The organism is Nonlabens sp. YIK11, assembly GCF_001413925.1.
In the GTDB taxonomy this organism is placed as follows: Bacteria; Bacteroidota; Bacteroidia; order Flavobacteriales; family Flavobacteriaceae; genus Nonlabens.
Genome location: NZ_LBMJ01000001.1, coordinates 1,996,592 through 2,020,852 on the forward strand (window position 1 = coordinate 1,996,592; position 24,261 = coordinate 2,020,852).

The following is a 24,261-nucleotide window of genomic DNA, read 5'->3' on the forward strand; positions in this document are numbered from 1 at the left end:
TTAATAAAAACCAATTAGACAGAAACGTAAAGAGTAAATAATGGACGAATATTCTACAAACCAAAATTAATCCCAACCACAAAAGCTCCATAGTTCCTACCGCTGGTGATGCTGCGCACATAATCCACACGGAATGGCCTAAAACTACCAAAACCTATGTTGTCGATTCCTGCGCTTACCTCAAAATAGGGCTTGCGCTGGGTCATGAGCGCTTTGCCGCTCACGATTAAATCATAATTGAGTAGGTTGATACCAGGAATCTTCCCTAGGATAAACCCTTTAAAGTCGTGCTGTACGTGTACTTGAGCATAGGATTCATTGGTGCTGTAATCATAGTAATCCAACAATCCAAAACCGTAGGGATTCAAGGCGGCAAGCTTGTATCTTAATTGGTTCCCGTTAAAATGCTGCGCATCTACTAGCGAGATGCCGTCTGCATTGAAAAAGGTTCCTGCATTGACCCAATAGCTACTGCGTCCTAGATTGCCTTGATCAAAGTTTTGCCAGATGCTGGCACTAATCTGCTGATAGTTGTAATTACTGTTGCTGGCCGCAAAGCCACCTTCATAGACTAATCTTATGGTAGGGTATTTTTCATTGACGATGTTGAATTTTTGATCTGGATAGCTCTGGTATTTTTGGCCGGGTCGTATGGTCAATCCAGCACTTACCTTGAGCAAGTCATGATTATCAATGAACGCCAATCTATTTTGATCCAGAAATAACGGATTGTTAGGCGTATAATCCACATCAGATTGCGTGAACCATACTTGGTCAGTAGTGTTCTGTAGCGGTTGGCGGTTTTCATAACCTATGGAGCCGCCTAGGAAAAAGCCATTAGCGACTTCTTCAGAATAGCTGATTCTTGCAAAATCGCGTTCAAAAAACTTAGCAAAATTGCGTTCAAAAAACAAACTGGAAATGGAATTTTCCAATCCAGTAATAGGATTGGTAGCGTTGATTTGTGATACCTGCGTACCACCTGAAAGCGTAATGCTCCTGCGATTGGTGCGGTTGAATCTATAAGAAATACGACCGTCATAACGCAATCTGTCATCGCTGGTACCATAGTTGAAATTTACAGCGGTGTACAAGGTGCGATTGTAGTCATCATCAAAACCTTTAGAGAAATTAACGCCACTACCTAGTACAAATCCCTGTACGGTGTTGAATCCCTGAAAATTACCTGCGCCTATGACGCCTTCATAACTTATGCGATAGTTCTCGTTGGAATCACGATAGGTGTAACCTGTGAGAACATCTAGGGCGCCAAATTTATTTTCCACACGATCCACGCTATCCTTATACTTAGGATCGTTACGTACCGCCGCGATACTATCTTTCTTGACGTATTCTCTTGTCTCATCCATGGTAAGTGGTACTGGTCTGATCTTTTTCCAGAACAAGCTGTCTTTCTTATTGGCCTCTGGATTGAAGGCTAGAACTTCTGCTCCAAAGGTCTTTTTATCAAACTGCGGATTGAAATCATAATCAGAATAATTAGCTATGAATCTGCCGTTACCCTTAAAGCCAAAAAGTCCAAAGGAGAATGTGATGTTTTGGGTGCGCTTGACCCAATCCTTAGTTTGGGATTCATAGGAGAAATCCTGAGCAAAGGTCAATTCCTTAATGGCTGGCACATTGATGTTTTGGCCGGTTGTAGTGAGTTCCAGACCGTAGATGGTCCATTGATCTTCCACTACATAAATAACACCATTAAAGGTGTTGTCTTTAGGCCTGCGAGAAATGACTTCAATCTTGTTGATCAAGAAATTATTAGTGTCGTAGAAGGTTCCTAACAATTTGTATTTGTAGTAATTGAAGGCATAATCTGCAATAGGAGAGACGATCCTATTATTCAAATCAATATTGTTGTTGTAGAAATCAAAGTTGGCCTGTTCTGCACTATTAGCGCTAAAGCCTTGATCATCGCCGCTTATCTTACTCGCTGTAATGAACTCCTTAAAATTATCTGGTGCCTGATAGGAGATATTGCTTACTGTTTCTGATAGGTAAATGATACCGCTGCGAGTAAGAGAATCTAGAGATCCATTCAAATCACCTATTTCCTGTCCCAAGAATTTTTCTGGAACATCGTCCATGCGCCATAGACCTCGAGAATAGAAACTTGCAGTATAGCTGGAACTTTTAAGCCGGTTTGCTTCTCTGTTCCTGATCGCCTCACGTATAACACGATCTGCTGGATTCTCGTCGCTGCGCACGACGACTTCATCCAGCGAGGTAGTTTCGCTTTGCAGCGTTGTGTCTAAACTATAAGGCAGCTGATCAACGGTAACGCTCACTTCGTTGGTCTGGTAGCCCAAACTTTGAAAAACGATCGTAATGTTTCCTGTTTTCTTCACGTCCAGACTGTAGACGCCGTCCACATTTGACGACGTACCCGTGTAGGTGTCCTTGACAAAAATGCTCACAAACGGTATAGGTTCACCACTAGAATCAGTAACGGTACCTTTAATTTGAGAAATGGATAAAAATGGAATGAGAAAAATAAACGCGTAAAATACTTTCATAAATGAACGACTTGGTGGTTAGTTATTTAAGAACAAGGCAAACAATTTTTAAGCCATGTTCTATTTAATAGACGTTCAAAAATGCAAATAGTTGTTTAGGCGTTGTAAGTTTTTTTGATTTGGTCCATTCGCTTTTTGTTGTCTCGGTTTTTAATCGTCTCTCTTTTATCGTAGAGCTTTTTACCTTTTGCGAGTGAAATCTGTATTTTGGCAAGACCTCGATCATTGATAAACATGACTAATGGAATGATGGTATTACCAGAGTTGGTCACGTCTTTATAGAGTTTTTTGAGCTCGCGTCGTTGTAGTAGAAGCTTGCGAGCTGCCTTAGGCGCATGGTTAAAATGCGTAGCGTGTGAATATTCCTGTATGGTCATGTTGATGATCCACAACTCATTATCCTTGAATTCACAAAAAGCCTCTGCAATACTGGCCTTTCCTAAACGTATGGCTTTAATCTCTGTGCCGCCCAAAACGATTCCTGCGGTATATTTATCCAGCAGTTCATATTCAAAGCGAGCCTTACGGTTTTTAATCTGTACGTTGTTCTTGAAATCCATTAACGCAAATATAATTTAACAGTCCGTGAGCATCGTTATATATTTGTGAAATGAAAAAGATCTGGTTTTCCCTACTTAGTATTTCAATGTTGGTTCTAATTTCCTGCCAGGAAGATGCTCCAACGGCTGAAGAAATCATTGCCAAAAGCATCACGGCACACGGTGCAGACATTGCGGCAAATGCAACGCTTGATTTTACCTTTAGAGGCATCAAGTACAAAGTGGACCGTTATGGCGGTCGTTATACCTATGAGCGTGAATTTGCTAAAGGCGATGACCTGGTAAAGGATCAGCTTAATAATGATGGGTTCACAAGAAGTATAGGCGATAGCATCGTTTCCTTGCCAGATTCCCTGCGCAGCAGGTACAGCGCCTCACTTAACAGCGTGGTATATTTTGCACAATTGCCCTACAGTCTTGATGGTGATGCTGTGATTCTGGAAAATCTGGGAACGGATCAGATCAATGATCAGGAATATTATCAAATCAAGGTGACCTTTACAGAAGATGGTGGCGGCGAGGACCATGAGGATGAATTCATTTACTGGATTGATACTACAGATTTTCTCGTGGACTATCTGGCTTATTCTTACTGTGAGGATGATTGTGGATTTCGCTTTCGCGAAAGCGTTAACCGCAGAACCATTGATGGAATTGTAATACAGGATTACAATAATTACAGGTCATCAAATTCTGATCCAACGCTAGAGGATCTGGACACTGCATTTGAAGCTGGGCAGCTGGTATTGATGAGTGAAATCAAAACGGAATTTCCTGAGGTTACCATTAAAAGCGCCCCATAAATTGGTGTTTTTTACAATTCAGTAGCGGTTTTTGACAGTTGGGTAGACGCATTTTTGTTCCAACTGTATCTTCATGGCATCTTTGTGTCGTTCTTCAATAAGATTTACATTTAGGGAACACGCAAGATCATGAAATTCAATAAACTCATACGTCTTATTCTTATCAGCATCCTTATAGGTGTTGGGATCACACTGGTCAACCTATTTCTTTCTGGTTTTGATACCACGTTGAAGGACAGTTTATCAAACATAGGCATCAATAGTGTTTTTGCCTTCTTTCTCACGTTTGTCAATGAGGCACTGGTGGATTATCTGGATCGGTTTTTATCTTGGCAAAAACAACCTGCCTGGCGATTGATTACAGGTATCATAGGCTCGATCATCGTCACCATGGTGACGCTGTTTTTCATCATTGGATTTATTCAGATTGTGATTTATGACGTGACTGTCCAGGAATACCTGGATAAGCAAAGTCTGGAATGGTATGCCTCTGGAGTGATCATCACACTCATCATTACGCTTATTTTTCATGCTTTCTTTTTCTATAAGGAACTTCAAAAATCTAAGATCAAGGAGCAAAAAGTCATTGCAGGATCTGCTACCGCTCAATTTGACGCACTTAAGAATCAGCTGGATCCTCATTTTTTATTCAATAGTCTCAACGTTTTAGTTTCTCTCATTGAAGAAAACCCTGAAGCTGCCGTCCATTTTACCACATCGCTGTCCAAAGTATACCGTTATGTGTTGGAACAACGCGGCAAAGGATTGGTGTCACTGGATGAGGAATTGGCTTTTGCCAGGACCTATGTAAGACTTCTCAAGATGAGGTTTGAAGACAGCCTGGATATTTCCATTCCAGATGGTGTTTCAAATCCCGATTTACAGATGGTCCCATTGTCCCTACAGCTGCTTATTGAAAACGCAGTCAAGCATAACACCATAAGCGACAGCCAGCCCTTAAAACTTTCTATTTATGAAGATGGGAATCAATTAGTCGTGGAAAATAACCTTCATGAAAAGGCAGTCGTTAACAACAGTACCGGCGTTGGTCTCAATAATATCGCATCTAGATATGCCTTGCTGACAGCTCATCAAATGACCATTGAGAAAACAAGAGACACCTTTAAAGTCGTCTTGCCACTATTAGACGCCAACAACCTTCAACACTCAAAATCCAATCTTATGGAAGCCAAAGCCGATGACATTAGACTCGTACAAGCTAAAGAAAAGGTCAAGGACATGAAAAAGTTTTATGACGATGCCGTGCGCATCATTGTAATTCTCATATTTCTGGGAATTCTCAATTATTTCACAAGCGATTATCCTTGGGTGATCTTTCCAGCTTTAGGCCTTGGAATAGGATTGTTCTTCCAGTATATGCGCAGTTTTGACAAAAATATCTTTGTCAATAAAAGCTGGCAGGAAAAGAAAATAGAGGAATTAATGAACGATAAAAACTTCTAGCCATGAACACGACCGAAACCTATCAAGAGCGATATTCTCGCGCCAAAGCCCGCGTATTTGAACTCAAGGCATTTTATAATCACGTCATTATATATGTGATCATCAACTTAGGTCTGGCAGCATTGAATTATTACCAGAATGAATGGCGTTTCCCGTGGTTTTTATTTCCGTTGTTGGGTTGGGGCATAGGCTTGATGAGTCTTGCTGCAAAAACCTATAGATTCAATCCTTTTATCAATAAAGATTGGGAAGAACGTAAACTACGTGAACTCATGGATGGTGAAGAGTCACATACTTTAAGAAACAACTCATGAATATATTGATTGTAGAAGATGAAAAACCTGCAGCGAGAAGGTTGACTCGCATGCTGGAAAAGATCGATTTGCAGGTGAGCGCGGCAGTGCACTCTGTCAAGGAAGCTGTGGAGTACCTTTCCAGCAACACTGCGCCAGATTTGATCTTTCTGGATATACAGCTTAGCGATGGGTTGTCCTTTGAAATCTTTGAGCACGTTCAAGTGGACAGTGCCATTATTTTTACAACGGCCTATGACGAGTACGCCTTGAAGGCCTTCAAGCTCAACAGCATTGACTACCTTTTGAAACCTATCGATGCAGAAGAGTTGGAGCAGGCTGTGGATAAATATAAGTTACGCTTTCGCGAAAGCGATAACTCTCAAAGCACCGTCACTAACATCAATCCTGCAGACCTACAGCAAATTGCCGCGCTACTTACTAATCAGACCACTTCTTATAAAAATAGGTACACGGCCAAGGTTGGGGAACACATCAAGCTTTTTACGGCAGACGAGATACAATTGTTCTATTCAGAAAATAAGGGAACGTACATCAACCTACACAATGGACGCAATTATCTGATCGACTCCAAACTGGAACATGTGGAAACCGAATTGGATCCCAAGAAGTTTTTTAGAATCTCGCGTCAGGCCATCGTGAGCATTGACTCTATTAATGATATAGTTGCGTACACCAATTCCAGATTAAAGGTCAAAATCAATTCGTTTGATGAATTTGATTTAGTGGTAAGTAGGGAACGTGTGAAGGAATTTAAGGGCTGGCTCGAAGGATAATCGCTGTCAAACGGCCTGTTTTGGTAATTTTAAGTACGGTTTAACATATTCTTCAAATCCATAAGCGGTTCTTGTTCGTTAATTAGAGAAATAATTCTAATTACTAACAAAAACAACTATGAAAAAAATTGCCCTTTGGTCAAGTATTGCGGTTTGTGCCGTAGCTGCCGTGTTTATCGCAGCTGACCACCTAGACGCTCCAGCCGTCGCTAACACAACTTCTGATATTGCAGACTTTTATGCCTTTCAAGGAAACAATGTAGATGCTACCACTTTTGTGGTGACACTTCCTGCAGGTGATGCAAGTGCTCAATTTGATGAAAACGTACTTATTGAAATCAACATCGACAATACTGGTGCAGAAGGTACGCCTCCAGGAGTAGTTGAAGATCTTGTGATCCAAGCGTTACGTCAAGGAGACAAGATGTATTTCTTTGGTCCATACAGACCTAGTGAGACAGGATTGAATAGCACCATCGACGTGAATCAATTCAAAACTTCCGTAGATATAGGAAGTACTAAAACTGAAGGTGGTGTAAGCTACTTTGCAGGTCAACGTCAAGATGCATTCTTCTTTGATTTTGAAGCATTCAATAATGTTGTAGCAACTGCTCCAGCAGAAGGTTTTGGAACTACTGGAAATAACACATTTGCACCCTTGAACACTAATGCGATTGTTATTGAAATACCTAATTCTATGTTGGGAACAGCACCACCACACATTGTAGATCAATTATTGAATACAACGACTGGCTTACCAGCTGCCTATAACGTTTGGGTAGAAACAAAAAGAAGATAATAATCAACACTATAAAACTGAATACAATGAAAATATTTAATATAAAATACATGGTTCTTGCTCTAGCCGTTAGCGCTCTTGCAATAAGCTGTAATGATGATGATGACATTACAGATCCAATAACCGCAAGTACTGATTTTACAGGTACTTTTGTACAAGAAGATCAAATGGGTCGTCCTGGAATCAACACTGTTTTTCCAACGACAAATGCTCAGGAAAATGCTTTTAACGTTACGATCCCTGCAAATCAAATTTCTCAATGGCAAGGTGTCTTTTCTGATAAAGTAGATGGACTTTATGCTGCTTACAGTAATACCGCTGGAACAACTCTCGAATATGAAACTAATATTTTAGGACTGAACCAAACGTTATTGACGACAGCATTAGCTCTTGATGTTCTTCAAGTAGCACCTAATGCAACTGGACCAACAACCTATTTTGAAAGCACTTCAAACTTTTTGACAGGAAGAAGATTACAAGATGACGTTATTGACGTTTCCTTAATCCTACTTTTTGGTGGAAACGATGGAGCACGTTTTGATGGTGATAACGGTACGCCAGAGCTTGTAACCGATAATGTAGGTTTGGAATCTGGAGTTACATCTACTACGTTCCCATACTTAGTACCAGCTAGTTTCTAGAAAACTAGAATTTATAAACCTAGCCGATTCTTTAACTGGAATCGGCTTTGTTATTTTTACACTTATGAAAAAGATATATTACGTTACCCTATTGTTGCTTATTTTGGTTTCTTGTCAAGAAGCTGAAAAAACAGTCTCAAAAAACATCACAGATCCTGCAGATTATGAGCAGTATCTCAACCAGTCAGAACAGCAGATCATTCAGGAATTAAAGACTGACATTCAAGAGCTCAAGGATGAGGTCAATGGAGACTCCACAAGGATCGTGTGGAATGCCAGGATTGCAGGAAAGCTCAACACCTTATTTGATCTCACTGGAGATGTAGCATATTTGAATGAGTCAGTTCGCTTTCGCGAAAGCGTAGTAAAACAAACAGCCATTAAACCAGAGAACGCAAAGCGTGCGTTGGCCCAAGCTTATATTAAACAACACCAATTTAAAAAAGCAGACAGCTTGATGTCCAGCTTTACTCAAACCTACAGCGCTCCAGAGAGCCAGCTCGTGCAATTTGATATTGCGATGGAGTTGGGTGATTACTCTACCGCTGAAAATCTTCTGGACAGTCTTCGCAATACCAGCGACTACTCTTACCTCATACGCGCTGCAAAATGGAATGATCACATAGGTCAACTGGAAACTACGATATCGCTTATGGAGCGCGCCATGAAACTAGCGGAACAAAGCGGTAGCCAGGCGAAGGTTTTATGGAGCTATTCCAACATTGCCGATTATTATGGCCACAATGGTCAATTAGATAAGTCCTATGAACATTATTTAAAGACCTTGGAACTAGATCCTACTAATACTTATGCCCTGAAAGGTATCGCATGGATTGCCTATTCTAATGATCGCGATCCCGCAGAAGCTAGAACAATCTTGGAAAAACTTCAAAAACGTCATCCTATACCAGATTATAATCTTGAACTGGCAGAGGTTGCCGCTTTTGAAAATAAAACAGACGAGGCAAACGCATTGAAAGAGGATTTTATGAGAAAAGTCAGTAATCCTGGATACGGAGCGATGTACAACGCTTACAAAATCAATGAGCTCATTGATGCTGGAAAAACGCAGGAAGCCGTAGAACTGGCTTATATGGAAGTAAGCCACCGTGCCACACCTGAAACTTATGACTTATTAGGATATGCGCTGCTTAGAAATGGTAATCCTAAAGAGGCTTTGGCAAATCATGAAGAACACGTTATAGGTAAAACCTTTGAACCTGTAGCGCAATTCCATTCCGCACTGATTTTAAAAGAAAATGGGAGACTGGAAGAAGCGAACAGTTTTAAAGAGGAATTACTGGAAACAGAATATGAAATGGGTCCTATGACCTATAAAGAAATCCAGTCTATTTAAAACCATAACCATTTATTCTACGTATCTATAAACAGATAGTTAGTCACTCTAGGCTTGAGAAATCTAGAGTACTATTGGTTGGTTAGTTTAGGAATGCCTGATTCGCAAGAGTTAGGCATTTTTTTGTTTGTGAAATAAACATACCGATATAGTAGGCTACAATTTCAAATATTAATGTGTTATATAATGGTTTGGAATTGCGCAGAATTCTTTTGAGCGTCACCTAAAAAAAGCCGCAACCTTGAGATAAGGTCGCGGCTTTGTAAATTAATGTGGTGCTAGGATTACTCTATAACTCCTAAAGTATATAGTCTCTCTAGAGTAGGAGAAGGGCTTCCACCGGCTTTTTCTAGAGTAATACCAAAGGCTTGCGTATCAAAAGAGTTTTCAAATTCTATGAACTTTTGATCATTCATGGCCATCACACCTAGACTAGTAGGAGTCAAAGGATTTAATGTTAAGGACCATAATTGGTAAGTCATATCTTCTGGAGCTTCTGGCAACCCAGAAACATCAACGTAAGTTTTATCTGTAACCGGATTGTGAAACGCAACAGCGCTAGTGTTGGCATAATCACCTTGACCAGCAAGATTGACTTTAACGGTGTTTTTATCTTTAATAAATGCAAGTGCCTCTTGATAATCTGCATTGAGTCCGTCAAGTTGTTCTAGCTCATTATTCAGTATATTATTGGTACGCTCCGTATCAACCAGCTGTTCATTAAGGCTTGTGTTTTCATGGAAGAAGTACCCAGCACTTATAAAGAGCAATACCGCAGCTGCCCATCCTAGATATTGACTCCAGTTGATGGAATCCTCATCACGACTTTGTTCCTTTATGTACCTGCGTAGGTTTTCATAAATCTTGACCTCGTCAATTTTAGGTGATATCCCAGCAGCAAGTTTAAAGTAAGCATCCTCGATTTGCTGAACTTCTAATTGAAGCTCATCACTCTCGTTGATCTGCTTTGAGATCTCTCTAGAACGCTCCCGTGACAATACACCACAAACGTACGCCTCTAGATCTCCGCTATTTTTTAATTCTTCTAACGTCATTAGTTGATCATCATTTCTCGTAAATTATTCAAACACCTTCTGTGTCTGGTCTTTAATGTGCCAGATGGCATATCCAGCTCTTTAGCGCCATCCTTAAAGGTGAATCCTTTAAAGAAAATAATATCGATGATTTTTACACACATGGGCTCTAGTTTTTCTACCCATTGTTTGATAAACATTCCATCTGTTTGATCATCGAGATTTTCATTGGACACTATAACATCTACGAAATTATCGGTACTTAAGTTTTTAAGGCTGTTCTTATGATTTTTGCTGCGCAGGTAATCTATAGATGCATTACGAGCTATATTGAGCGTCCAGGTAAAAAACCTCCCAGAGGATTTATCATAGCTATTCGCATTTTTCCAGATTTTAATAAATACATCTTGTAGAATCTCTTGTGCAACATCTTCATTTTTCACGATGGCAAAGATGACTCCATGCAATGCCTTGTGATATCGTTCATATATTCTATTAAAAGCGACCTCGCTGCCTTCTTGTAAGCGAGCAATTAATAGATCTGGTTGTGCATTCATAATGTATTTTAAGGATTTTTAAAGATGCAAAAAAAAATCTACAAGCTATAGGCTTGTAGATTTCTTATTTTTAGGGAAGGAAGTAACTATTCAATCACACCGCATGCGACTCTTGCGCCAGCAGCACCACTAGGTTGTGAAGTGAAATCGTCTGCAGTTGCGTGTACGATAACACCTTTACCTACAATGTTTTTAGTTTCGTCATCACAGCCTATACACCACTTATCTGTAGAAAATTGAAGTACTGCAACACCTTCACCGTCAGCTTCAAGATTTCCTATATCGCCCATGTGGTAGCTACCATCACCCCAATCGCCGTGCTCATCTGATGTAGGATTCCAGTGTCCACCAGCGCTTGAACCGTCCATGGCGCTACAATCCCCATTTTCATGAATATGGATAGCATGTGTCCCAGCGGTAAGTCCTGTAAGATTAGCACTCATGCTTACAACACCATTTTCTTCTACAAAACGGATTGATCCCGTAACATTGCTTTCACTTTTGGATCCCATAGGAACTACAATCGATTTTTTCTCATCCATTTCGGCGTTATCCATTTCCTCGTTCATTTCAACTTCTTCAGTTTCCATGTTGTTTTCATCCATTGCGTCGCTTTCTTTTTCTTTACAAGAGACCGTGAAAACTAGTGCCATGATCATGATGGCTACGTTTAATTTTTTCATTTGATTTTTTTTAGTGATTAGATTTGATGGTTAAAGTTAGTCAAGTGCTTTACCATGACCAACCATTTCACAATTCTTTAAAAATCAATTCATTTTAATAGGGTAATAGTTTCTCAAACCTGATGGGGTTAAGATTTCCCATTTTCAGATTTTCCATCGCGTTGAGCGCCACATCGACTCTTTTTTGAGAATCCTTGATGCCATAAATCATGAAAATGATGTTACGTTGTTTACCAGGCAATAGGGATTCAAAGATTTCATAAGCTTCATAATCACTTAATAGAACCGCTTCCAATTCTTCCGTCAAAGGCGCTTGATACTTGCTAGTATCTTCTTTCATGTTGACCTTGACTGTATCACCTTCTTCTAGGGCTAAGGCTTTTTTGTTTGCCTTTGAGAGCATTAAGTATTTGATACCTTTTCTTTTGATAACACCAGCATAGAGCGTTATTTCCTTTCCCGAAACGTTTAAATCTGCTACGACTCTTTTGATTTTTGCTGATTCAAGCTGTTCTGAGATATCCTCTGGTATGACCAAGGCGCCAACCCAACCATTATGCGTCAATGTGGTTTCAAAAGTGAAGATCATAACAGGTGTGTGATCACTTGAGTTTTGGAATGTAGGGTTCTATGCACGGGACATTTATCGGCTATTTCCAGTAGTTTTTTAATTTGGTGATCCTCCAGTTCTTCAGGGAATTTGATGTGTCTTGTGAAGGTGTCAATTTTGGAGCTATTGTCTTCGCAGTTTTCACAGTCAGCGGCATGCTGCTTGTCATACGTCACATGACATTCTACATCTTCCACGTGCCATTTTTTACGCTTGGAATACATCTGTATCGTCATCACGGTACAGGATGCTAGTCCGCTGGATAATAAATCGTATGGAGTAGGACCGTAGTCATTTCCTTTAATTTCTAGCGGCTCATCCACGGTTAAGTAATGATTTCCAGCTTTAACTTGGGTAGTGAAACCATCTGCTGCATTAAGACTTGCAGCGATTTCATGTTGGGATTTAATGGTCTTAATTTCTGGTAATTCTAGATAACGACTGGCCCAACCCGCAATCACATTGCCTACATAATGACTGTCTTCCTTGTTGGTAAGAAGATGGTCTGCGCCGTCCAGACTCAAAAAGCTTTTGGGATGGATCGCCGCGTGATACAATCGTTCTGCATGCTGTATTCCAACCGTGTTGTCTTGTGGTGAATGACAAATCAACAATGGTTTGCGCATATCTTTCAAGGTTTGCGTCAACATCTGTTCATCCACATCGCGTAGGAACTGCTCCTTGATTTTAAACGGGCGACCGCTCAATTCTACTACGGCTTCTCCATTTTCAATAATGGCTTCAATTTGATCGCCGAAAAGGTGTTTCACATGCTTTGTGTCGCTAGGTGTCCCTATGGTTGCTACAGCTTGAATGGATTCCGCTTTCGCGGAAGCGAAAATTATAGCAGCACCACCTAAGGAATGACCTATGGCGAGTGATGGCGCTTTATGATGAGTCGACAGGTAATCTATGGCGGCCAGCAGATCCTCGACATTGCCAGAGAAATTTGTGTCTCCAAAATCACCGTCAGAATCGCCCAAGCCTGTAAAATCAAACCTAAGCACGCCAAAACCTGAAGATGTCAAGGCTCGCGTGATATTGCGGGTCGCCGTAAAGTTTTTACTACAGGTGAAACAATGTGCAAAAACCGCATAATTATGCGGTTTTTGATCAATAGGTAATTCCAGGCGACCACTTAGTTCATAGCCATCTGCATTCTGGAAGGTGATTTTTTCCATTTTCATAGGCTACTATTCCCAAAGGTTGATCTGGACATTTTTCATTTCGTTTTTGTAGGGTTCCCATGTCTGGTCCAGCCACTGTTGCGTTTCGGTCATGGCTTTGTTGGCAGCTTGTTGGGCTTGCTCGAACAACTGGCTTTCCGTTTTGGTTTGTGGACCTTGACGGCTATCGATGTATCCACGTGCGCTACCTATGCGTTGGGTAACTGTAACCTCTGGATTGCGCGTTATTCCTTGTCGCTTATCGATTGTACCAAAGTATTTTGCCTGTTCATTTTCAATGGCTTTGATTATGGAATCTGTGGTTTTTATTTGTTCTTCATACGCCTTTTTATCCTTTTCTTTAAGCATAGCGTTGAAAGAGGTGGCTGTTTTTTTGTTTTCGGCAAGTTTTTGAGTGATTTCATAAACCTCTTGGGTCAATGCTTCCAGCTTTTTCATGGCGTCATATTTTGCCTTACGGTCTGCTGCGGTTAATTCATCCACTCGTGGGTCATCCTCAACGGTAATCATGGTTTCACTAGTGACATCACCATATTCCATTACTGCTTTATAGGTTCCTGGCAATACATCTACACCAGCGTTTTCCCTTTTGCTCTTATTGATATTGCGAGATGGATAATTGCCACCTTTCTCGCGCAGTCTCCAGCTCCATTGATAGATTCCTGTTTCTTTGGGAGCTTTGGATTCCAAGGTCCTGATCAAACGGTCACCATCGTAAATTTTAAGGCGTATGGTGTCTCTGGCCGTGCTATCTACCTGCTTGGAAAGCTCCTTGTCAAAGTAATATTTGAAAGATCCTGAGCTGCCGCGGTTCTCACCTTGATAAATGGCATCACCACCAAAACGGCTTCCGGTAGGTTGTTGATATCTTGCTTGATAGGCGATAGGCGGTTCAAAAAGTTTGATGGGTTGATCGTATTTCGCTTTCGCGGAAGCGATATCCTTCAATGGTCTAATGTCATCCAGCACCCATGCGGCACGTCCGAAGGTTCCTATTACAAGATCCTGCTCACGTGGGTGAATCACTAGATCTTTTACGGAAACCGTAGGGAAACCATTGGTGTATTTTACCCAATTCTCGCCAGCATCAATAGAGATGTAAAGTCCATCGTCTGTACCTAGGAACATGAGATTGTTCTGGTCTGGAGCCTCTATTATGCTTAACGTATAGCTTTCTACATCGTCTGCATCTACAATGCGTTTCCAGCTCTTACCATAATCTGTAGTGCGGTAGGCGTACGGCTCATAGTTGAACCTGCGGTAGTCATTTGCGACTAGTAGGGCATGACCTTTTTTAGTTGCAGATGCTTTGATTTGTGCAATCCAGCTTCCTTCAGGCAGACCTTTAAGTCCTTTACTAATGTCTGTCCAGCTGCCGCCGCCATCTTTAGTTACATGAACGCGACCGTCGTCAGATCCTGTATAAATAACATTGCGCTCTGCGGCGCTAGGTTCGATGACAAGTAATGTGGTATGATTTTCTGCTCCAGTGGCATCCATGGTCAATCCACCAGATTCTCCTTGTTTTTGCTTTTCAGGATCGTTAGTGGTCAAATCTGGACTGATCACGGTCCAAGTCAAACCTTTGTCAGTGGACTTATGTACGAATTGGCTCCCAAAATACAGAGTACTGCTATCAAATGGATCGATGTTTATTGCCGAATTCCAGTTGAATCGCAATTCAACATCTGGATCTGGATGTGTAGGTTTAACGCTATAGTTATTTCCTGTCTGCCAGTCAAATCGCTGCACAGAACCTTGCTGACTCATGGAATATCCAAAACGACTGTTGTCTGGATCTGGAACCACGTCAAAACCATCGCCAAAGCTAATTTCCTGCCAGTAGCTATTTCTTATTCCTTGATCGCGCCAGGTGTAGGCAGGACCGCGCCAGCTACCATTATCTTGCATACCGCCATAAACATTGTAAGGTATGTCCATATCTACATTGATATGGTAGAATTGTGCAACCGGTAAATTACCTATGAATCTCCAGGATTTACCTCTATCTCGAGTGATGTTCAAACCACCGTCGTTTCCATCAATCATAAAGGAGCCATCTTGAGGATGTATGTACCAGGCATGGTGGTCTGGATGCACACCATTGTTAGCGCCGTAAGCTGGCATCAATTGTTCAAAGTTTTTACCACCATCTTCAGAAACGTTGACATAAGTAAACACAGAATACACGCGGTTCTCATTAATAGGATCCACATAGATTTCAGAGTAATAGAAAGGTCTGTTACCTATATCACTCTTGTCATTGATCTTTTTCCAGTTAAAACCACCATCTTCACTTTTGTAGAGGGCATTCTTTTTGGCTTCAACCAGAGCATAAATAATATTTGGATTGCTGCGAGCTATGGCAACACCTATGCGTCCCAACTCACCGCCTGGAAGACCTTCCTTATCGGTCATTTTTTTCCAGTTTGCGCCACCATCATGAGTGATGTAGAGACCAGAACCTTCACCACCAGATTTAAAGAACCATGGATCACGCTTGTGTTCCCACATGGCTGCTATTAGTTTATTGGGATTGCTAGGATCCATCACTAGATCTGCCGCACCAGATTTGTCGTTGGTGTATAAAATCTTGTTCCAGGTTTTCCCGCCATCAGTAGTTTTAAACACACCACGTTCTGGATGCTCGCCCCATGGAGAGCCTATGGCTGCGGCATAAACAACATCTGGATTTGTAGGGTCAATGACGACTCTATGAATATGTCGGGTCTTCTCAAGACCCATGGATTGCCAGGATTTTCCAGCATCCAGCGACTTGAAGATCCCGTATCCACCGTTGAGTGAATTACGAGGGTTTCCTTCTCCTGTTCCAGCCCAGATAATGCTAGGGTTGGACTGCTGTATCGCAACCGCACCTATGGAAGCCGTGACTTGATCGTCAAAAATGGGTTCCCAGGCGATGCCGCCACTTTCAGATTTCCATAAACCACCACTGGCAGTACCTGTATATATGATATCTGGATTACTTTCTACCACATCGATGGCAGTCACGCGTCCCGACATGCCGCCAGGACCTATATTTCTAGGTTTGAGATTTTTAACCAGATCTAGATCCAGCTTTTGTGAAACGCCCAGTAAAGGCACTAATAGAAGTAGTAAAAAGGTATAATTCTTCATGAAACTAAATTAAGTTTCTAAAGATATGAATTGATTTTCGCTTTCGCGAAAGCGAACCTACCTCAAATCAGTTCCTTTATACGATCAAAGGTTTTGTAAGCAGAATTTATAGCACCTTCCATATAACCCGGAAGCACAGCACTGGTTTCAGAACCAGCCATGATCAAGCTATTGTTGTTAAAACTGGACCTTAAAATAGGGTGCCCGTTATGCTGGTGCGGTGGCAGATTCATGGTCCCTGCAGTAGCGGTAAAGGGCTCTTCATTCCAGGCACATTCCTCATAGGAAACGTGATCCATGACAGGTTTCCCTAAAAAGGAACTTAACTGCTCCAATACTTGATCCTTGCGTGTCACTTTATCCATGGCGCTCACTTGCGGATTTAAGAATCCCATGATGGCAAAGCGGTCGCCGGTATGATTTGAATAATCATATACCTCGCTTGCCGCTGAAAAGCTGCTAAACGTAGTTACAGGAATGTTGAGTTCTTTCCAAAAAGCGGTTTTAAAACCCAAACCAAACTTGATGCTGCCTTGCATCCAGGTATGTGTATTTCTGGCTATTTCTAGATAGTCATCGGGAAGTTCTGGATCATAGGTCAACTCGCAAGCCAGTGCTGGCGGCAATGTGTTGATGACCATGTCTGCGTCATAAAACCCGTTAGTGGTCTGGATGGTGTATTTGGAATAGCGATAGGCGATGTTGATTACTTGAGAATCTAATTTGATTTTATCCGGGTTTATTTGGGATGCTAGCGAAAGAATCAAATTGGTAGTGCCACCATGAATTCGATAACTGGTCTGTTGCTGAGCTGGAATTTCAATTTGTTGAAAAGCCTGGTTAGGTCTGGGCTGATACCACACTTTATTACCCATTGCTTGAGGGAATGTGGGAAGTTCAAGTTCTTTCAAAAGCCCTTTCAATTGCGGGTTGTAATCCCAAAACCATGCGGCGCCTAGATCTACCGGTATGTGGTTACCAGACATTTTTGTAAAAATACGGCCACCTAATCGTGGTCTTGCCTCCAGAACGTGGTAATCAATTCCAGCTTTATTGAGGAGATAAGCCAGTGTCAAGCCTGTAAGACCACCACCGATTATAGATACTTTTGAATGCATAAAAAAGCCTTTGGGAAATTCCAAAGGCTTCAAAGATACGTTGTGATACAGCTTACTTTATAGGCAGCGTGGTATCTTCCTTCCACATTTCATTACCCAGTGGCTTGAAATCATTACTGTCCATAAATTCAATATTATAAACACTTGGTGAAATATCAGTTGGTCTCCAGATGCTACCGTTGATGGATATATCGTTGAGGCACGCTCTTAACAAAGGCTCATTAGGATCACCTAAAATGCCAAGGTTACCGAAATCCTCTCGTAAGGCAATATCTGGAGCAAGACCGTCAAAGTAATCTGTGTTGCCTATGCTGTTAAGACTTTTTAATACTAACGGCTGCATTGCATAACGATGTGAAGTATTTGCTCCAGAACGTCCAAAATCCTCGCTGTCGTACAAAGTAATGCTTGCCTGAAACTTACCTGCCGTATCATCACCTACTTGAACCACATTGATATAAGGATCTAAGGCGTTGATTACCAATTCGCTAGCACTGGCGCTACTTGAAGTAGTAATGATGTGCACCTTATTAAGACCTAATCGATTGAGATTGTCACCATCAAAAGTGGTGTTTCTAAAGAAATTGGTCAATTGATCTGGATTGTTGTTTTGGAGAAACTCCTGTACTTCAGGATTCCACTGTTCTCTGGAATATACATCAGTGGTAGGATTGTTAGTGATGAGACTTCCCAGTGTGATAGCGGTATTGACACTACCACCGCTATTGTATCTTAGATCCAGAACAAGATTGGTAACACCTTGTGCTTTAAAATCTGCAAATACAGCATTAAGGTCATCGTCATATTGCCTCAAGAAACTGTTGTAAAGTAGGTAGCCTATTTTGGCATTACCTTGAGTGATGACTTTACTCACTAGAATTGGGTCTTCCTGTAGCTGTGATTTTGAAAGTGTTATTTCGTCTCCATTGGCAACAGGATTACCTCCATTGAAGTCAGCTAGGCCTATGGTATAGGTGTTTTGAGCTATCAATGTTCTGAAATTAGTGTCGTTCAATTGAATGCCATCAATTGCATTAAAGATCTGACCACGCTCGACACCTTTGTTATCAGCATCAGAATTGGGCAACACATAACGTACATAACCAAAAACTTGACTTTGATTATCTCGATATCTAACTAAACCGAATTCCATACCATTGTTCAAAGTGTTTCCTGAAAGTGCCTGTTCTAAGGCAACGTAATCACTCACTATGATGCTAAAACGGTCTGTGCGCTCGCGGTCAAAGATTAATGATTCAAAAAAGGATTCTGGTGAATCAAATTGGGAATGATAATTTTCCAATTCTGCTGTTGTTGCAAAACGGTCATTATCTAATACATCCACGTTAGATTTATAGAGGTAGAAGGTATTCATACCTCGATAGATAAAGTTCTTTACTATTCTATCGCTGGCAAATTGATCATCATTATCTTCTGCACAACTGGATAGGATTCCTATGCTGGCGATAATGATAAATAGGGATTTGAAAAGTTTCATAAAGGGAAAATATATAGGGCTAAAAATAATCAATGTCCTTTATAGGCATCATAAATCACTCAAGTATTGCATAAATCATGCTAAATATCGATGCTTTAGGAAAAAAATGCATGGCTTTTGTAACAACTCGATGGTAGGCTCGTCATGATAATAGAACCGCAGGAATGAATCAACCAACTTTCATAGCGACCTTCAAAGAAGTACAGCAAAAAATGTATTTCCTATCCCGCAGACTGCTCACCTCGCATGAAGAGGCTGCAGATGCCGTACAGGAAACCATGTTGAAGCTTTGGGAAAAGCGATCTGATATTAAAGACATCAATAATAAGGAAGCCTATGCGATGCAGATGGTGAAAAATTATTCGCTGGACAGATTAAAGAGTAAACAGGCCAGTCACTTAAAGATTGTACACAGCAATTATGAGTCTGCAGACCGCAATGCTCAAGATGAATTGGAAAGAGAGTCGCAGGTAAGCATGGTGAGAAAAATGATTGCAGGTCTGCCAGAGAATTATAGAACCATACTGCATTTGCGTGATATCGAGCATTACGATTATGAAGCCATCGAGCGCATTATGGACATGAAGTCTACCGCGGTAAGAGTCAATTTAAGCAGGGCACGCAAGTTGCTCAAGAAAAAAATAGAAGAATCATATAAAACCGAAATAGCATGAACGAGCTACTGGAAAAATATTGGGAAGGCGAGACCAGCCTTCAAGAAGAGCAGGATTTAAGAGATTATTTCAAAAGTGATCGTGTGTCTCAGGAGCACTTGGTCTACAAAGGTCTGTTTCATAGTTATGAGATGGAGAAGAGCATAGATGATGGTGGTTTTGACGCTTTCGCGAAAGTGAAATCAAAACAGCTCCACAACAAAAAATTCAATCGCAGGACCTGGACCGGCATTGCGGTAGCCGCGAGTGTTTCCCTAATGGTGGCTGTAGGTTCAGGCCTATATGATCATTCAAACGACGCTGATTTGGGAACCTATGAATCTCCAGAAGAAGCCTATGAAGCAACCGTGGCAGCCCTTGAATTAGTGTCCAGTAAATTCAACAAAGGCAAACAAAACTTGCAACCCATTACCCAAATAAATAAACAAACCGCACAGGTTTTTAATATCAACCAAGATTAATTTTTAAAAACAAAACGATGAAAAAGATAATAACCCTAGTCCTGTTTTTTGCACTTGCAATAACAGCAAACGCCCAGAATTTTGACGAAGTGGGCAATTTAAAGCACGTGTCAGAAACCAGAGTGACCAGTGCCATGTTCAAAATGATCGCTGGAATAGACAGCACAGATCCAGAATTTGCACAATTGATGAAAACCGTTGGTAACCTTAAAGATTTAAGGGTGTACACCACCGATGATATGAATTCTGCTCAAAAAATGAGAACATTTACAGACGGAATGATTGCCAAAAACAAGATGGAATTATTGATGAGCAATAAGGAAGATGGTCAGAAGTTCACCTTTCATATGCGCAAGGGCAACACAGATACTAAAATACGTGAACTGGTCATGTTCATGGAAGATGCAGATGGCAATAAAGCAGACACGGTTCTTCTAGTCATCACTGGAGACCTTGATCTTAACGAGATTGCTAGAATCACCCAAAAAATGAACATACCAGGCCAGAAGCAGATAGAAAAAGCAACGCAGAAATAAATAACCACCACCAAAAACTTATATCATGAACAAGCTAATATTAAAAATTGTTGCCATATCACTAACAGTCATGGCGCTATTGACATCATGTAGTAACGAACAATCGCTTCAGCAATTCTATGTAGACAGTGCAGAAAAAGATGGGTTTATCACCACAAGCATTCCTAAGTCCATCATAGGAGTTGATGCTTCAAAATTTTCACCAGAGTCTCGTGAGGCTTATGAATCCATAGAAAAGGTAAACCTCATTGCTTTAGCCGCAAAAGAGGATAATAAGAATCTATTCCTTACAGAATCTGCAAAACTGGATAAGATCTTTGAGAATGAGAAATACGAGTTACTTATGTCACACAGTGATGATGGCGTTAAATTAAAAATGATGTTTGACGGTTCTCAAGATGCGATTGATGAGATTATCGTTTATGGCAGATCAGACGATATGGGATTAGGTGTCGCGAGAATTTTGGGAGATGATATGAATGTGAGCGAGATCATGTCCATGATTCAAGAAGTTGAGATTAAAGACATCAACATTCCAGGCCTAAAATCTATTATAGGTGGACTTGGTATGCCGGTAAATAACATGAAAATAGAAACAGAATAGATTATAACAGTCAAAGAATATTGGAAAGCCTTTTGCGGTACTCGCAAGAGGCTTTTTGTTTTATCTCATTTTTAAATATTCCTGAGCTATAAACGTATATTTGCAGCCGCTTAAAAAAAGTCTTTTATGAAAGCAGGAATCGTAGGTCTTCCTAATGTAGGTAAGTCCACCTTGTTTAATTGTTTGTCTAATGCAAAGGCGCAAAGCGCCAACTTTCCATTTTGTACCATTGAACCTAATGTAGGTGTGGTAAATGTACCAGATCCACGATTAGAGAAGTTGGAGTCTCTTGTAAATCCAGAAAGAGTAGTACCAGCAACTGTAGAAATCGTTGACATCGCAGGACTTGTTAAAGGAGCCAGTAAAGGAGAAGGGTTAGGGAATCAGTTTTTGGGGAACATACGAGAGACAGATGCCATCATTCATGTCTTACGTTGTTTTGACAATGAAAATATAGTTCACGTCGACAACAGTGTAAATCCTATCAGGGATAAAGAAACAATCGACATAGAACTCCAATTGAAAGACTTAGAAACAGTTGACAAGAAACTGGAAAAGGTCAAAAAGGCAGCACGTACGGGTAATAAAGATGCTATTCGTGAAGATGAGGTTTTGTCCTCAATTAAAACAGCACTTGAGTCTGGAAAATCAGTTCGGACTGTTCAAATAGATGAAAAACTCAGAGCAGAATTTGTCAAGCCTTTACAGTTCATCACGGACAAGCCTGTCTTGTATTTATGCAATGTGAACGACGACGCAGCGGTTAGTGGTAATGAATATGTAGAAAAAGTAAGGGAACTTGTCAAGGATGAAAACGCTGAAGTTCTTGTACTTGCCGTGGGAACTGAAGCAGATATTACAGAGTTAGAGGATTATGAAGAGCGCAAGGAATTTCTATCTGACATGGGGTTAGATGAGCCTGGTAGTGCAAAATTGATACGTTCTGCCTATAAGTTACTTAATCAAGAAACCTATTTCACTGCAGGAGTTAAAGAAGTGAGAGCATGGACCATCAATGCCGGTTCAACTGCACCTCAAGCTGCAGGCGTTATACACACCGACTTTGAGAAAGGCTTCATACGCGCTGAGGTGATCAAATACGACACTTATGTGGAATATGGATCAGAGCAAAAAGTCAAGGAAGCTGGAAAACTTAAAGTAGAAGGAAAAGAATACATTGTGCAAGATGGTGACATCATGCATTTCTTGTTCAATGTATAATCACGCGTTATATTTGACGCTTTAAGTAGCGATCAAATCGGGATGTGGCGCAGTCTGGTAGCGTACACGGCTGGGGGCCGTGTGGTCGCAGGTTCAAATCCTGTCATCCCGACAAATGAGGCTTTCAAAGCCTATCAAATCATAGCAAATGCTATGATTTTCAAGGTTTTAGATAAAATGGGAGTTTATCCCATTACATCGAAAACCAACCGATTCGGTTAGCAATTCGGTTAGCAAATTCAAAAATGAAATCTGCTAACCGAATAAGCTGTAAAACGCTGTTATTTAGATAGTTGATTTGACATTCGTCGAGAAGTATTCATAACTTTTAAGACGACAACTATGAAATCACGGTTAGCCTTTAGTCTGCTGTTTTGGCGGGAAACCTCCAGAGCTAAAAATGGAATGGCTCCAATTATCGCACGCATTACTGTAAATCGAAAGCGATCAAACATCAGTTTGCAAAGAAAAGTAGAGATTGCTCGGTGGAGCAAAGCCAAATCCAGAGCCACTGGAAGTAGTCAACATTCTACAAAGATCAACCGATTCTTAGATCAGTTTCAAATGGATATCTATGCGGCTTTTGATCAGCTCGTAAAAGAAAAGGCTCATATATGCCCACAATCCATTAAGGCTCGGTATTTAGGTCAAGACAGCCAAGAACATACGTTATTGGATCTAGTCGAGTATCACAATGGAAAAAATGACCGAATCCCTTACACACGGAACTTTAAAAAATTACTATACTACTCATAGGTATCTCAAGCTGTTTTTGAAAAACAAAATGAATACCGACGACCTCAACTTATCACAGCTATCTTTTAAGTTTCTAATTGATTTTGAGAACTATTTGCGCAGTCACACTCCAACTGATCATCAACGGAAGATGGAAAACAATACCGTGATGAAGCATATACAGAGACTTCGCAAAATGGTCACCATGGCTTACAAAATGGAATGGCTGGCCAAAGACCCATTTGTAAAATTCAAACCTACCTATGTCCGCAATGAGCGTGAGTATCTATCAGAACTTGAGCTCCAGGGTATTATTGAAAAGCAGTTCGGTATGGAGCGATTAAATTTGGTCAAAGATCTATTCATTTTCGCTTGCTATACTGGCTTGTCCTATATTGACTTGATACAGCTAAAAATGGATAATATTAGTTTGGGTATTGATGGGAATTATTGGATCGTGACTAACCGCCAGAAAACGAATAACCGTGTGAAAATTCCTTTGTTGGACATTCCTCAGCAGCTAATTGATAAATATCGCGATCATCCCAAGTCTGTAAGCCATGGAACATTGTTTCCTAAGATGTCCAATCAGAAACTGAATTCTTATTTGAAAGAAATCGCAGATCTATGTGGGATCACTAAAAATTTAACATTCCACATTGCAAGGCACACATTTGCGACCACGGTAACCTTATCCAACGGTGTTCCTATTGAAACCGTTTCTAAACTTCTAGGCCACACAAAACTATCCACAACACAAATCTATGCTAGAGTCATAGAACGTAAAGTCTGCGAGGATATGATTAAGTTAAAGTTGGTATTGGCTGAAAAATCGATTAAAGACGGTAAAATGGGTATATGGATCATGGATAATATGATTGAAAAAAAAGTAAATCTCTGATCCCCAATGATGATAAAAATATTATTTAGAATAATTACAAATAGTTTGGAAAGTACATC

The 24,261-nt window shown here is 40.7% G+C and carries 24 protein-coding genes, 1 tRNA gene and 1 pseudogene; 16 read left to right on the plus strand and 10 right to left on the minus strand.

Annotated features, from left to right (window positions below; all coding sequences use genetic code 11):
• Nucleotides 1–53 precede the first annotated feature (53 nt).
• Both AAU57_RS08965 and smpB read right to left on the minus strand, forming a co-directional pair.
• Nucleotides 54–2,531, minus strand: coding sequence for a DUF5686 and carboxypeptidase regulatory-like domain-containing protein (locus AAU57_RS08965; RefSeq protein ID WP_055412589.1), 2,478 nt, complete (start codon nucleotides 2,529–2,531; stop codon nucleotides 54–56).
• A gap of 95 nt (nucleotides 2,532–2,626) precedes the next feature.
• Nucleotides 2,627–3,091 carry an SsrA-binding protein SmpB gene (smpB, locus tag AAU57_RS08970; RefSeq protein WP_055412590.1) on the minus strand — a complete coding sequence of 155 codons (465 nt, stop codon included), beginning with the start codon at nucleotides 3,089–3,091 and terminating at the stop codon, nucleotides 2,627–2,629.
• A gap of 50 nt (nucleotides 3,092–3,141) precedes the next feature.
• On the opposite strand from smpB, the gene AAU57_RS08975 reads away from it, so the two are divergent.
• The 7 genes from AAU57_RS08975 to AAU57_RS09005 all read left to right on the plus strand — a co-directional run bounded on the left by AAU57_RS08975 (nucleotide 3,142) and on the right by AAU57_RS09005 (nucleotide 9,245).
• Entirely contained in the window at nucleotides 3,142–3,894 is a 753-nt protein-coding gene (locus AAU57_RS08975) for a DUF6503 family protein (RefSeq protein WP_055412591.1), read from the plus strand.
• A gap of 129 nt (nucleotides 3,895–4,023) precedes the next feature.
• Entirely contained in the window at nucleotides 4,024–5,358 is a 1,335-nt protein-coding gene (locus tag AAU57_RS08980) for a histidine kinase (RefSeq protein ID WP_082438598.1), read from the plus strand.
• Between the two features lie 2 nt (nucleotides 5,359–5,360).
• Nucleotides 5,361–5,672, plus strand: a complete 312-nt coding sequence (locus AAU57_RS08985; RefSeq protein WP_055412592.1) for a 2TM domain-containing protein — start codon at nucleotides 5,361–5,363, stop codon at nucleotides 5,670–5,672.
• Nucleotides 5,669–6,448: a LytR/AlgR family response regulator transcription factor gene (locus AAU57_RS08990; RefSeq protein ID WP_055412593.1), complete on the plus strand. Its 780-nt coding sequence runs from the start codon at nucleotides 5,669–5,671 to the stop codon at nucleotides 6,446–6,448. Before AAU57_RS08985 ends, AAU57_RS08990 begins: the two co-directional genes overlap by 4 nt.
• A 118-nt stretch (nucleotides 6,449–6,566) precedes the next feature.
• On the plus strand, nucleotides 6,567–7,247 hold the full coding sequence (locus AAU57_RS08995) for a DUF4331 family protein (protein WP_055412594.1): 681 nt from the start codon (nucleotides 6,567–6,569) through the stop codon (nucleotides 7,245–7,247).
• A gap of 26 nt (nucleotides 7,248–7,273) precedes the next feature.
• Nucleotides 7,274–7,888 (plus strand): DUF4331 family protein, encoded by a 615-nt coding sequence (locus AAU57_RS09000; RefSeq protein WP_055413723.1) that lies wholly within the window; start codon nucleotides 7,274–7,276, stop codon nucleotides 7,886–7,888.
• 64 nt (nucleotides 7,889–7,952) lie between these two features.
• A complete protein-coding gene (locus AAU57_RS09005; protein WP_055412595.1) occupies nucleotides 7,953–9,245 on the plus strand; it encodes a tetratricopeptide repeat protein in 1,293 nt (430 codons plus the stop codon).
• 284 nt (nucleotides 9,246–9,529) lie between these two features.
• Here the strand turns inward: AAU57_RS09005 and AAU57_RS09010 are convergent, their stop codons facing one another.
• The 8 genes from AAU57_RS09010 to AAU57_RS09045 all read right to left on the minus strand — a co-directional run bounded on the left by AAU57_RS09010 (nucleotide 9,530) and on the right by AAU57_RS09045 (nucleotide 19,070).
• The gene (locus tag AAU57_RS09010) at nucleotides 9,530–10,300 is read right to left on the minus strand and encodes an anti-sigma factor domain-containing protein (RefSeq protein WP_055412596.1); all 771 of its coding nucleotides are present in this window, start codon (nucleotides 10,298–10,300) and stop codon (nucleotides 9,530–9,532) included.
• Nucleotides 10,300–10,836 (minus strand): RNA polymerase sigma factor, encoded by a 537-nt coding sequence (locus tag AAU57_RS09015; RefSeq protein WP_055412597.1) that lies wholly within the window; start codon nucleotides 10,834–10,836, stop codon nucleotides 10,300–10,302. Before AAU57_RS09015 ends, AAU57_RS09010 begins: the two co-directional genes overlap by 1 nt.
• Nucleotides 10,837–10,922: 86 nt before the next feature.
• Nucleotides 10,923–11,519 (minus strand): superoxide dismutase family protein, encoded by a 597-nt coding sequence (locus AAU57_RS09020; protein ID WP_055412598.1) that lies wholly within the window; start codon nucleotides 11,517–11,519, stop codon nucleotides 10,923–10,925.
• A 94-nt stretch (nucleotides 11,520–11,613) separates the two neighbouring features.
• On the minus strand, nucleotides 11,614–12,108 hold the full coding sequence (locus tag AAU57_RS09025; RefSeq protein ID WP_055412599.1) for a YdeI/OmpD-associated family protein: 495 nt from the start codon (nucleotides 12,106–12,108) through the stop codon (nucleotides 11,614–11,616).
• Entirely contained in the window at nucleotides 12,105–13,316 is a 1,212-nt protein-coding gene (locus tag AAU57_RS09030) for a bifunctional alpha/beta hydrolase/OsmC family protein (RefSeq protein WP_055412600.1), read from the minus strand. Before AAU57_RS09030 ends, AAU57_RS09025 begins: the two co-directional genes overlap by 4 nt.
• Before the next feature lie 6 nt (nucleotides 13,317–13,322).
• Nucleotides 13,323–16,454, minus strand: coding sequence for a WD40/YVTN/BNR-like repeat-containing protein (locus tag AAU57_RS09035; RefSeq protein WP_055412601.1), 3,132 nt, complete (start codon nucleotides 16,452–16,454; stop codon nucleotides 13,323–13,325).
• A 62-nt stretch (nucleotides 16,455–16,516) separates the two neighbouring features.
• Nucleotides 16,517–17,572: a flavin monoamine oxidase family protein gene (locus tag AAU57_RS09040; RefSeq protein ID WP_156340086.1), complete on the minus strand. Its 1,056-nt coding sequence runs from the start codon at nucleotides 17,570–17,572 to the stop codon at nucleotides 16,517–16,519.
• A 52-nt stretch (nucleotides 17,573–17,624) separates the two neighbouring features.
• Nucleotides 17,625–19,070, minus strand: coding sequence for a S41 family peptidase (locus AAU57_RS09045; RefSeq protein WP_055412603.1), 1,446 nt, complete (start codon nucleotides 19,068–19,070; stop codon nucleotides 17,625–17,627).
• Nucleotides 19,071–19,234: 164 nt separating this feature from the next.
• Here AAU57_RS09045 and AAU57_RS09050 point away from each other — a divergent pair, with 164 nt between their 5' ends.
• From AAU57_RS09050 to AAU57_RS15250, 9 genes and pseudogenes are all read left to right on the plus strand, one after another.
• Entirely contained in the window at nucleotides 19,235–19,744 is a 510-nt protein-coding gene (locus AAU57_RS09050) for an RNA polymerase sigma factor (protein ID WP_055412604.1), read from the plus strand.
• A complete protein-coding gene (locus tag AAU57_RS09055) occupies nucleotides 19,741–20,205 on the plus strand; it encodes a hypothetical protein (RefSeq protein ID WP_055412605.1) in 465 nt (154 codons plus the stop codon). The genes AAU57_RS09050 and AAU57_RS09055 overlap by 4 nt, the downstream gene beginning before the upstream one ends.
• Nucleotides 20,206–20,222: 17 nt before the next feature.
• Entirely contained in the window at nucleotides 20,223–20,741 is a 519-nt protein-coding gene (locus AAU57_RS09060; protein ID WP_055412606.1) for a DUF4252 domain-containing protein, read from the plus strand.
• A 25-nt stretch (nucleotides 20,742–20,766) separates the two neighbouring features.
• Nucleotides 20,767–21,345 (plus strand): DUF4252 domain-containing protein, encoded by a 579-nt coding sequence (locus AAU57_RS09065; RefSeq protein ID WP_055412607.1) that lies wholly within the window; start codon nucleotides 20,767–20,769, stop codon nucleotides 21,343–21,345.
• 126 nt (nucleotides 21,346–21,471) lie between these two features.
• Nucleotides 21,472–22,566: a redox-regulated ATPase YchF gene (gene ychF, locus AAU57_RS09070; RefSeq protein ID WP_055412608.1), complete on the plus strand. Its 1,095-nt coding sequence runs from the start codon at nucleotides 21,472–21,474 to the stop codon at nucleotides 22,564–22,566.
• A 38-nt stretch (nucleotides 22,567–22,604) separates the two neighbouring features.
• Nucleotides 22,605–22,678 (plus strand) — tRNA-Pro (locus tag AAU57_RS09075).
• A 230-nt stretch (nucleotides 22,679–22,908) separates the two neighbouring features.
• Nucleotides 22,909–23,322, plus strand: coding sequence for an Arm DNA-binding domain-containing protein (locus tag AAU57_RS15240; protein ID WP_231717791.1), 414 nt, complete (start codon nucleotides 22,909–22,911; stop codon nucleotides 23,320–23,322).
• Nucleotides 23,270–23,494: pseudogene (locus AAU57_RS15245) on the plus strand (phage integrase SAM-like domain-containing protein); the annotation flags it as partial. The gene AAU57_RS15240 and the pseudogene AAU57_RS15245, both read left to right, overlap by 53 nt.
• Before the next feature lie 12 nt (nucleotides 23,495–23,506).
• Nucleotides 23,507–24,202, plus strand: coding sequence for a site-specific integrase (locus tag AAU57_RS15250; RefSeq protein WP_231717843.1), 696 nt, complete (start codon nucleotides 23,507–23,509; stop codon nucleotides 24,200–24,202).
• The last annotated feature ends 59 nt before the right edge of the window (nucleotides 24,203–24,261 follow it).

Excerpts from the sequence above, each read along its gene's own strand:
- AAU57_RS09035 (WP_055412601.1), bottom strand. The coding sequence starts at position 16,454 with ATGAAGAATTATACCTTTTTACTACTTCTATTAGTGCCTTTACTGGGC.
- AAU57_RS09020 (WP_055412598.1), bottom strand. The coding sequence starts at position 11,519 with ATGAAAAAATTAAACGTAGCCATCATGATCATGGCACTAGTTTTCACG.
- AAU57_RS08965 (WP_055412589.1), bottom strand. The coding sequence starts at position 2,531 with ATGAAAGTATTTTACGCGTTTATTTTTCTCATTCCATTTTTATCCATT.
- AAU57_RS15240 (WP_231717791.1), top strand. The coding sequence starts at position 22,909 with ATGAAATCACGGTTAGCCTTTAGTCTGCTGTTTTGGCGGGAAACCTCC.
- AAU57_RS09050 (WP_055412604.1), top strand. The coding sequence starts at position 19,235 with ATGAATCAACCAACTTTCATAGCGACCTTCAAAGAAGTACAGCAAAAA.
- AAU57_RS09025 (WP_055412599.1), bottom strand. The coding sequence starts at position 12,108 with ATGATCTTCACTTTTGAAACCACATTGACGCATAATGGTTGGGTTGGC.
- AAU57_RS08985 (WP_055412592.1), top strand. The coding sequence starts at position 5,361 with ATGAACACGACCGAAACCTATCAAGAGCGATATTCTCGCGCCAAAGCC.
- AAU57_RS09005 (WP_055412595.1), top strand. The coding sequence starts at position 7,953 with ATGAAAAAGATATATTACGTTACCCTATTGTTGCTTATTTTGGTTTCT.
- AAU57_RS08980 (WP_082438598.1), top strand. The coding sequence starts at position 4,024 with ATGAAATTCAATAAACTCATACGTCTTATTCTTATCAGCATCCTTATA.
- AAU57_RS08990 (WP_055412593.1), top strand. The coding sequence starts at position 5,669 with ATGAATATATTGATTGTAGAAGATGAAAAACCTGCAGCGAGAAGGTTG.
- AAU57_RS08975 (WP_055412591.1), top strand. The coding sequence starts at position 3,142 with ATGAAAAAGATCTGGTTTTCCCTACTTAGTATTTCAATGTTGGTTCTA.
- AAU57_RS09060 (WP_055412606.1), top strand. The coding sequence starts at position 20,223 with ATGAAAAAGATAATAACCCTAGTCCTGTTTTTTGCACTTGCAATAACA.
- AAU57_RS09010 (WP_055412596.1), bottom strand. The coding sequence starts at position 10,300 with ATGACGTTAGAAGAATTAAAAAATAGCGGAGATCTAGAGGCGTACGTT.
- ychF (WP_055412608.1), top strand. The coding sequence starts at position 21,472 with ATGAAAGCAGGAATCGTAGGTCTTCCTAATGTAGGTAAGTCCACCTTG.
- AAU57_RS09045 (WP_055412603.1), bottom strand. The coding sequence starts at position 19,070 with ATGAAACTTTTCAAATCCCTATTTATCATTATCGCCAGCATAGGAATC.
- AAU57_RS09030 (WP_055412600.1), bottom strand. The coding sequence starts at position 13,316 with ATGAAAATGGAAAAAATCACCTTCCAGAATGCAGATGGCTATGAACTA.
- AAU57_RS09065 (WP_055412607.1), top strand. The coding sequence starts at position 20,767 with ATGAACAAGCTAATATTAAAAATTGTTGCCATATCACTAACAGTCATG.
- AAU57_RS09015 (WP_055412597.1), bottom strand. The coding sequence starts at position 10,836 with ATGAATGCACAACCAGATCTATTAATTGCTCGCTTACAAGAAGGCAGC.
- AAU57_RS08995 (WP_055412594.1), top strand. The coding sequence starts at position 6,567 with ATGAAAAAAATTGCCCTTTGGTCAAGTATTGCGGTTTGTGCCGTAGCT.
- AAU57_RS09055 (WP_055412605.1), top strand. The coding sequence starts at position 19,741 with ATGAACGAGCTACTGGAAAAATATTGGGAAGGCGAGACCAGCCTTCAA.
- AAU57_RS09040 (WP_156340086.1), bottom strand. The coding sequence starts at position 17,572 with ATGCATTCAAAAGTATCTATAATCGGTGGTGGTCTTACAGGCTTGACA.
- smpB (WP_055412590.1), bottom strand. The coding sequence starts at position 3,091 with ATGGATTTCAAGAACAACGTACAGATTAAAAACCGTAAGGCTCGCTTT.
- AAU57_RS09000 (WP_055413723.1), top strand. The coding sequence starts at position 7,274 with ATGAAAATATTTAATATAAAATACATGGTTCTTGCTCTAGCCGTTAGC.
- AAU57_RS15250 (WP_231717843.1), top strand. The coding sequence starts at position 23,507 with ATGGCTTACAAAATGGAATGGCTGGCCAAAGACCCATTTGTAAAATTC.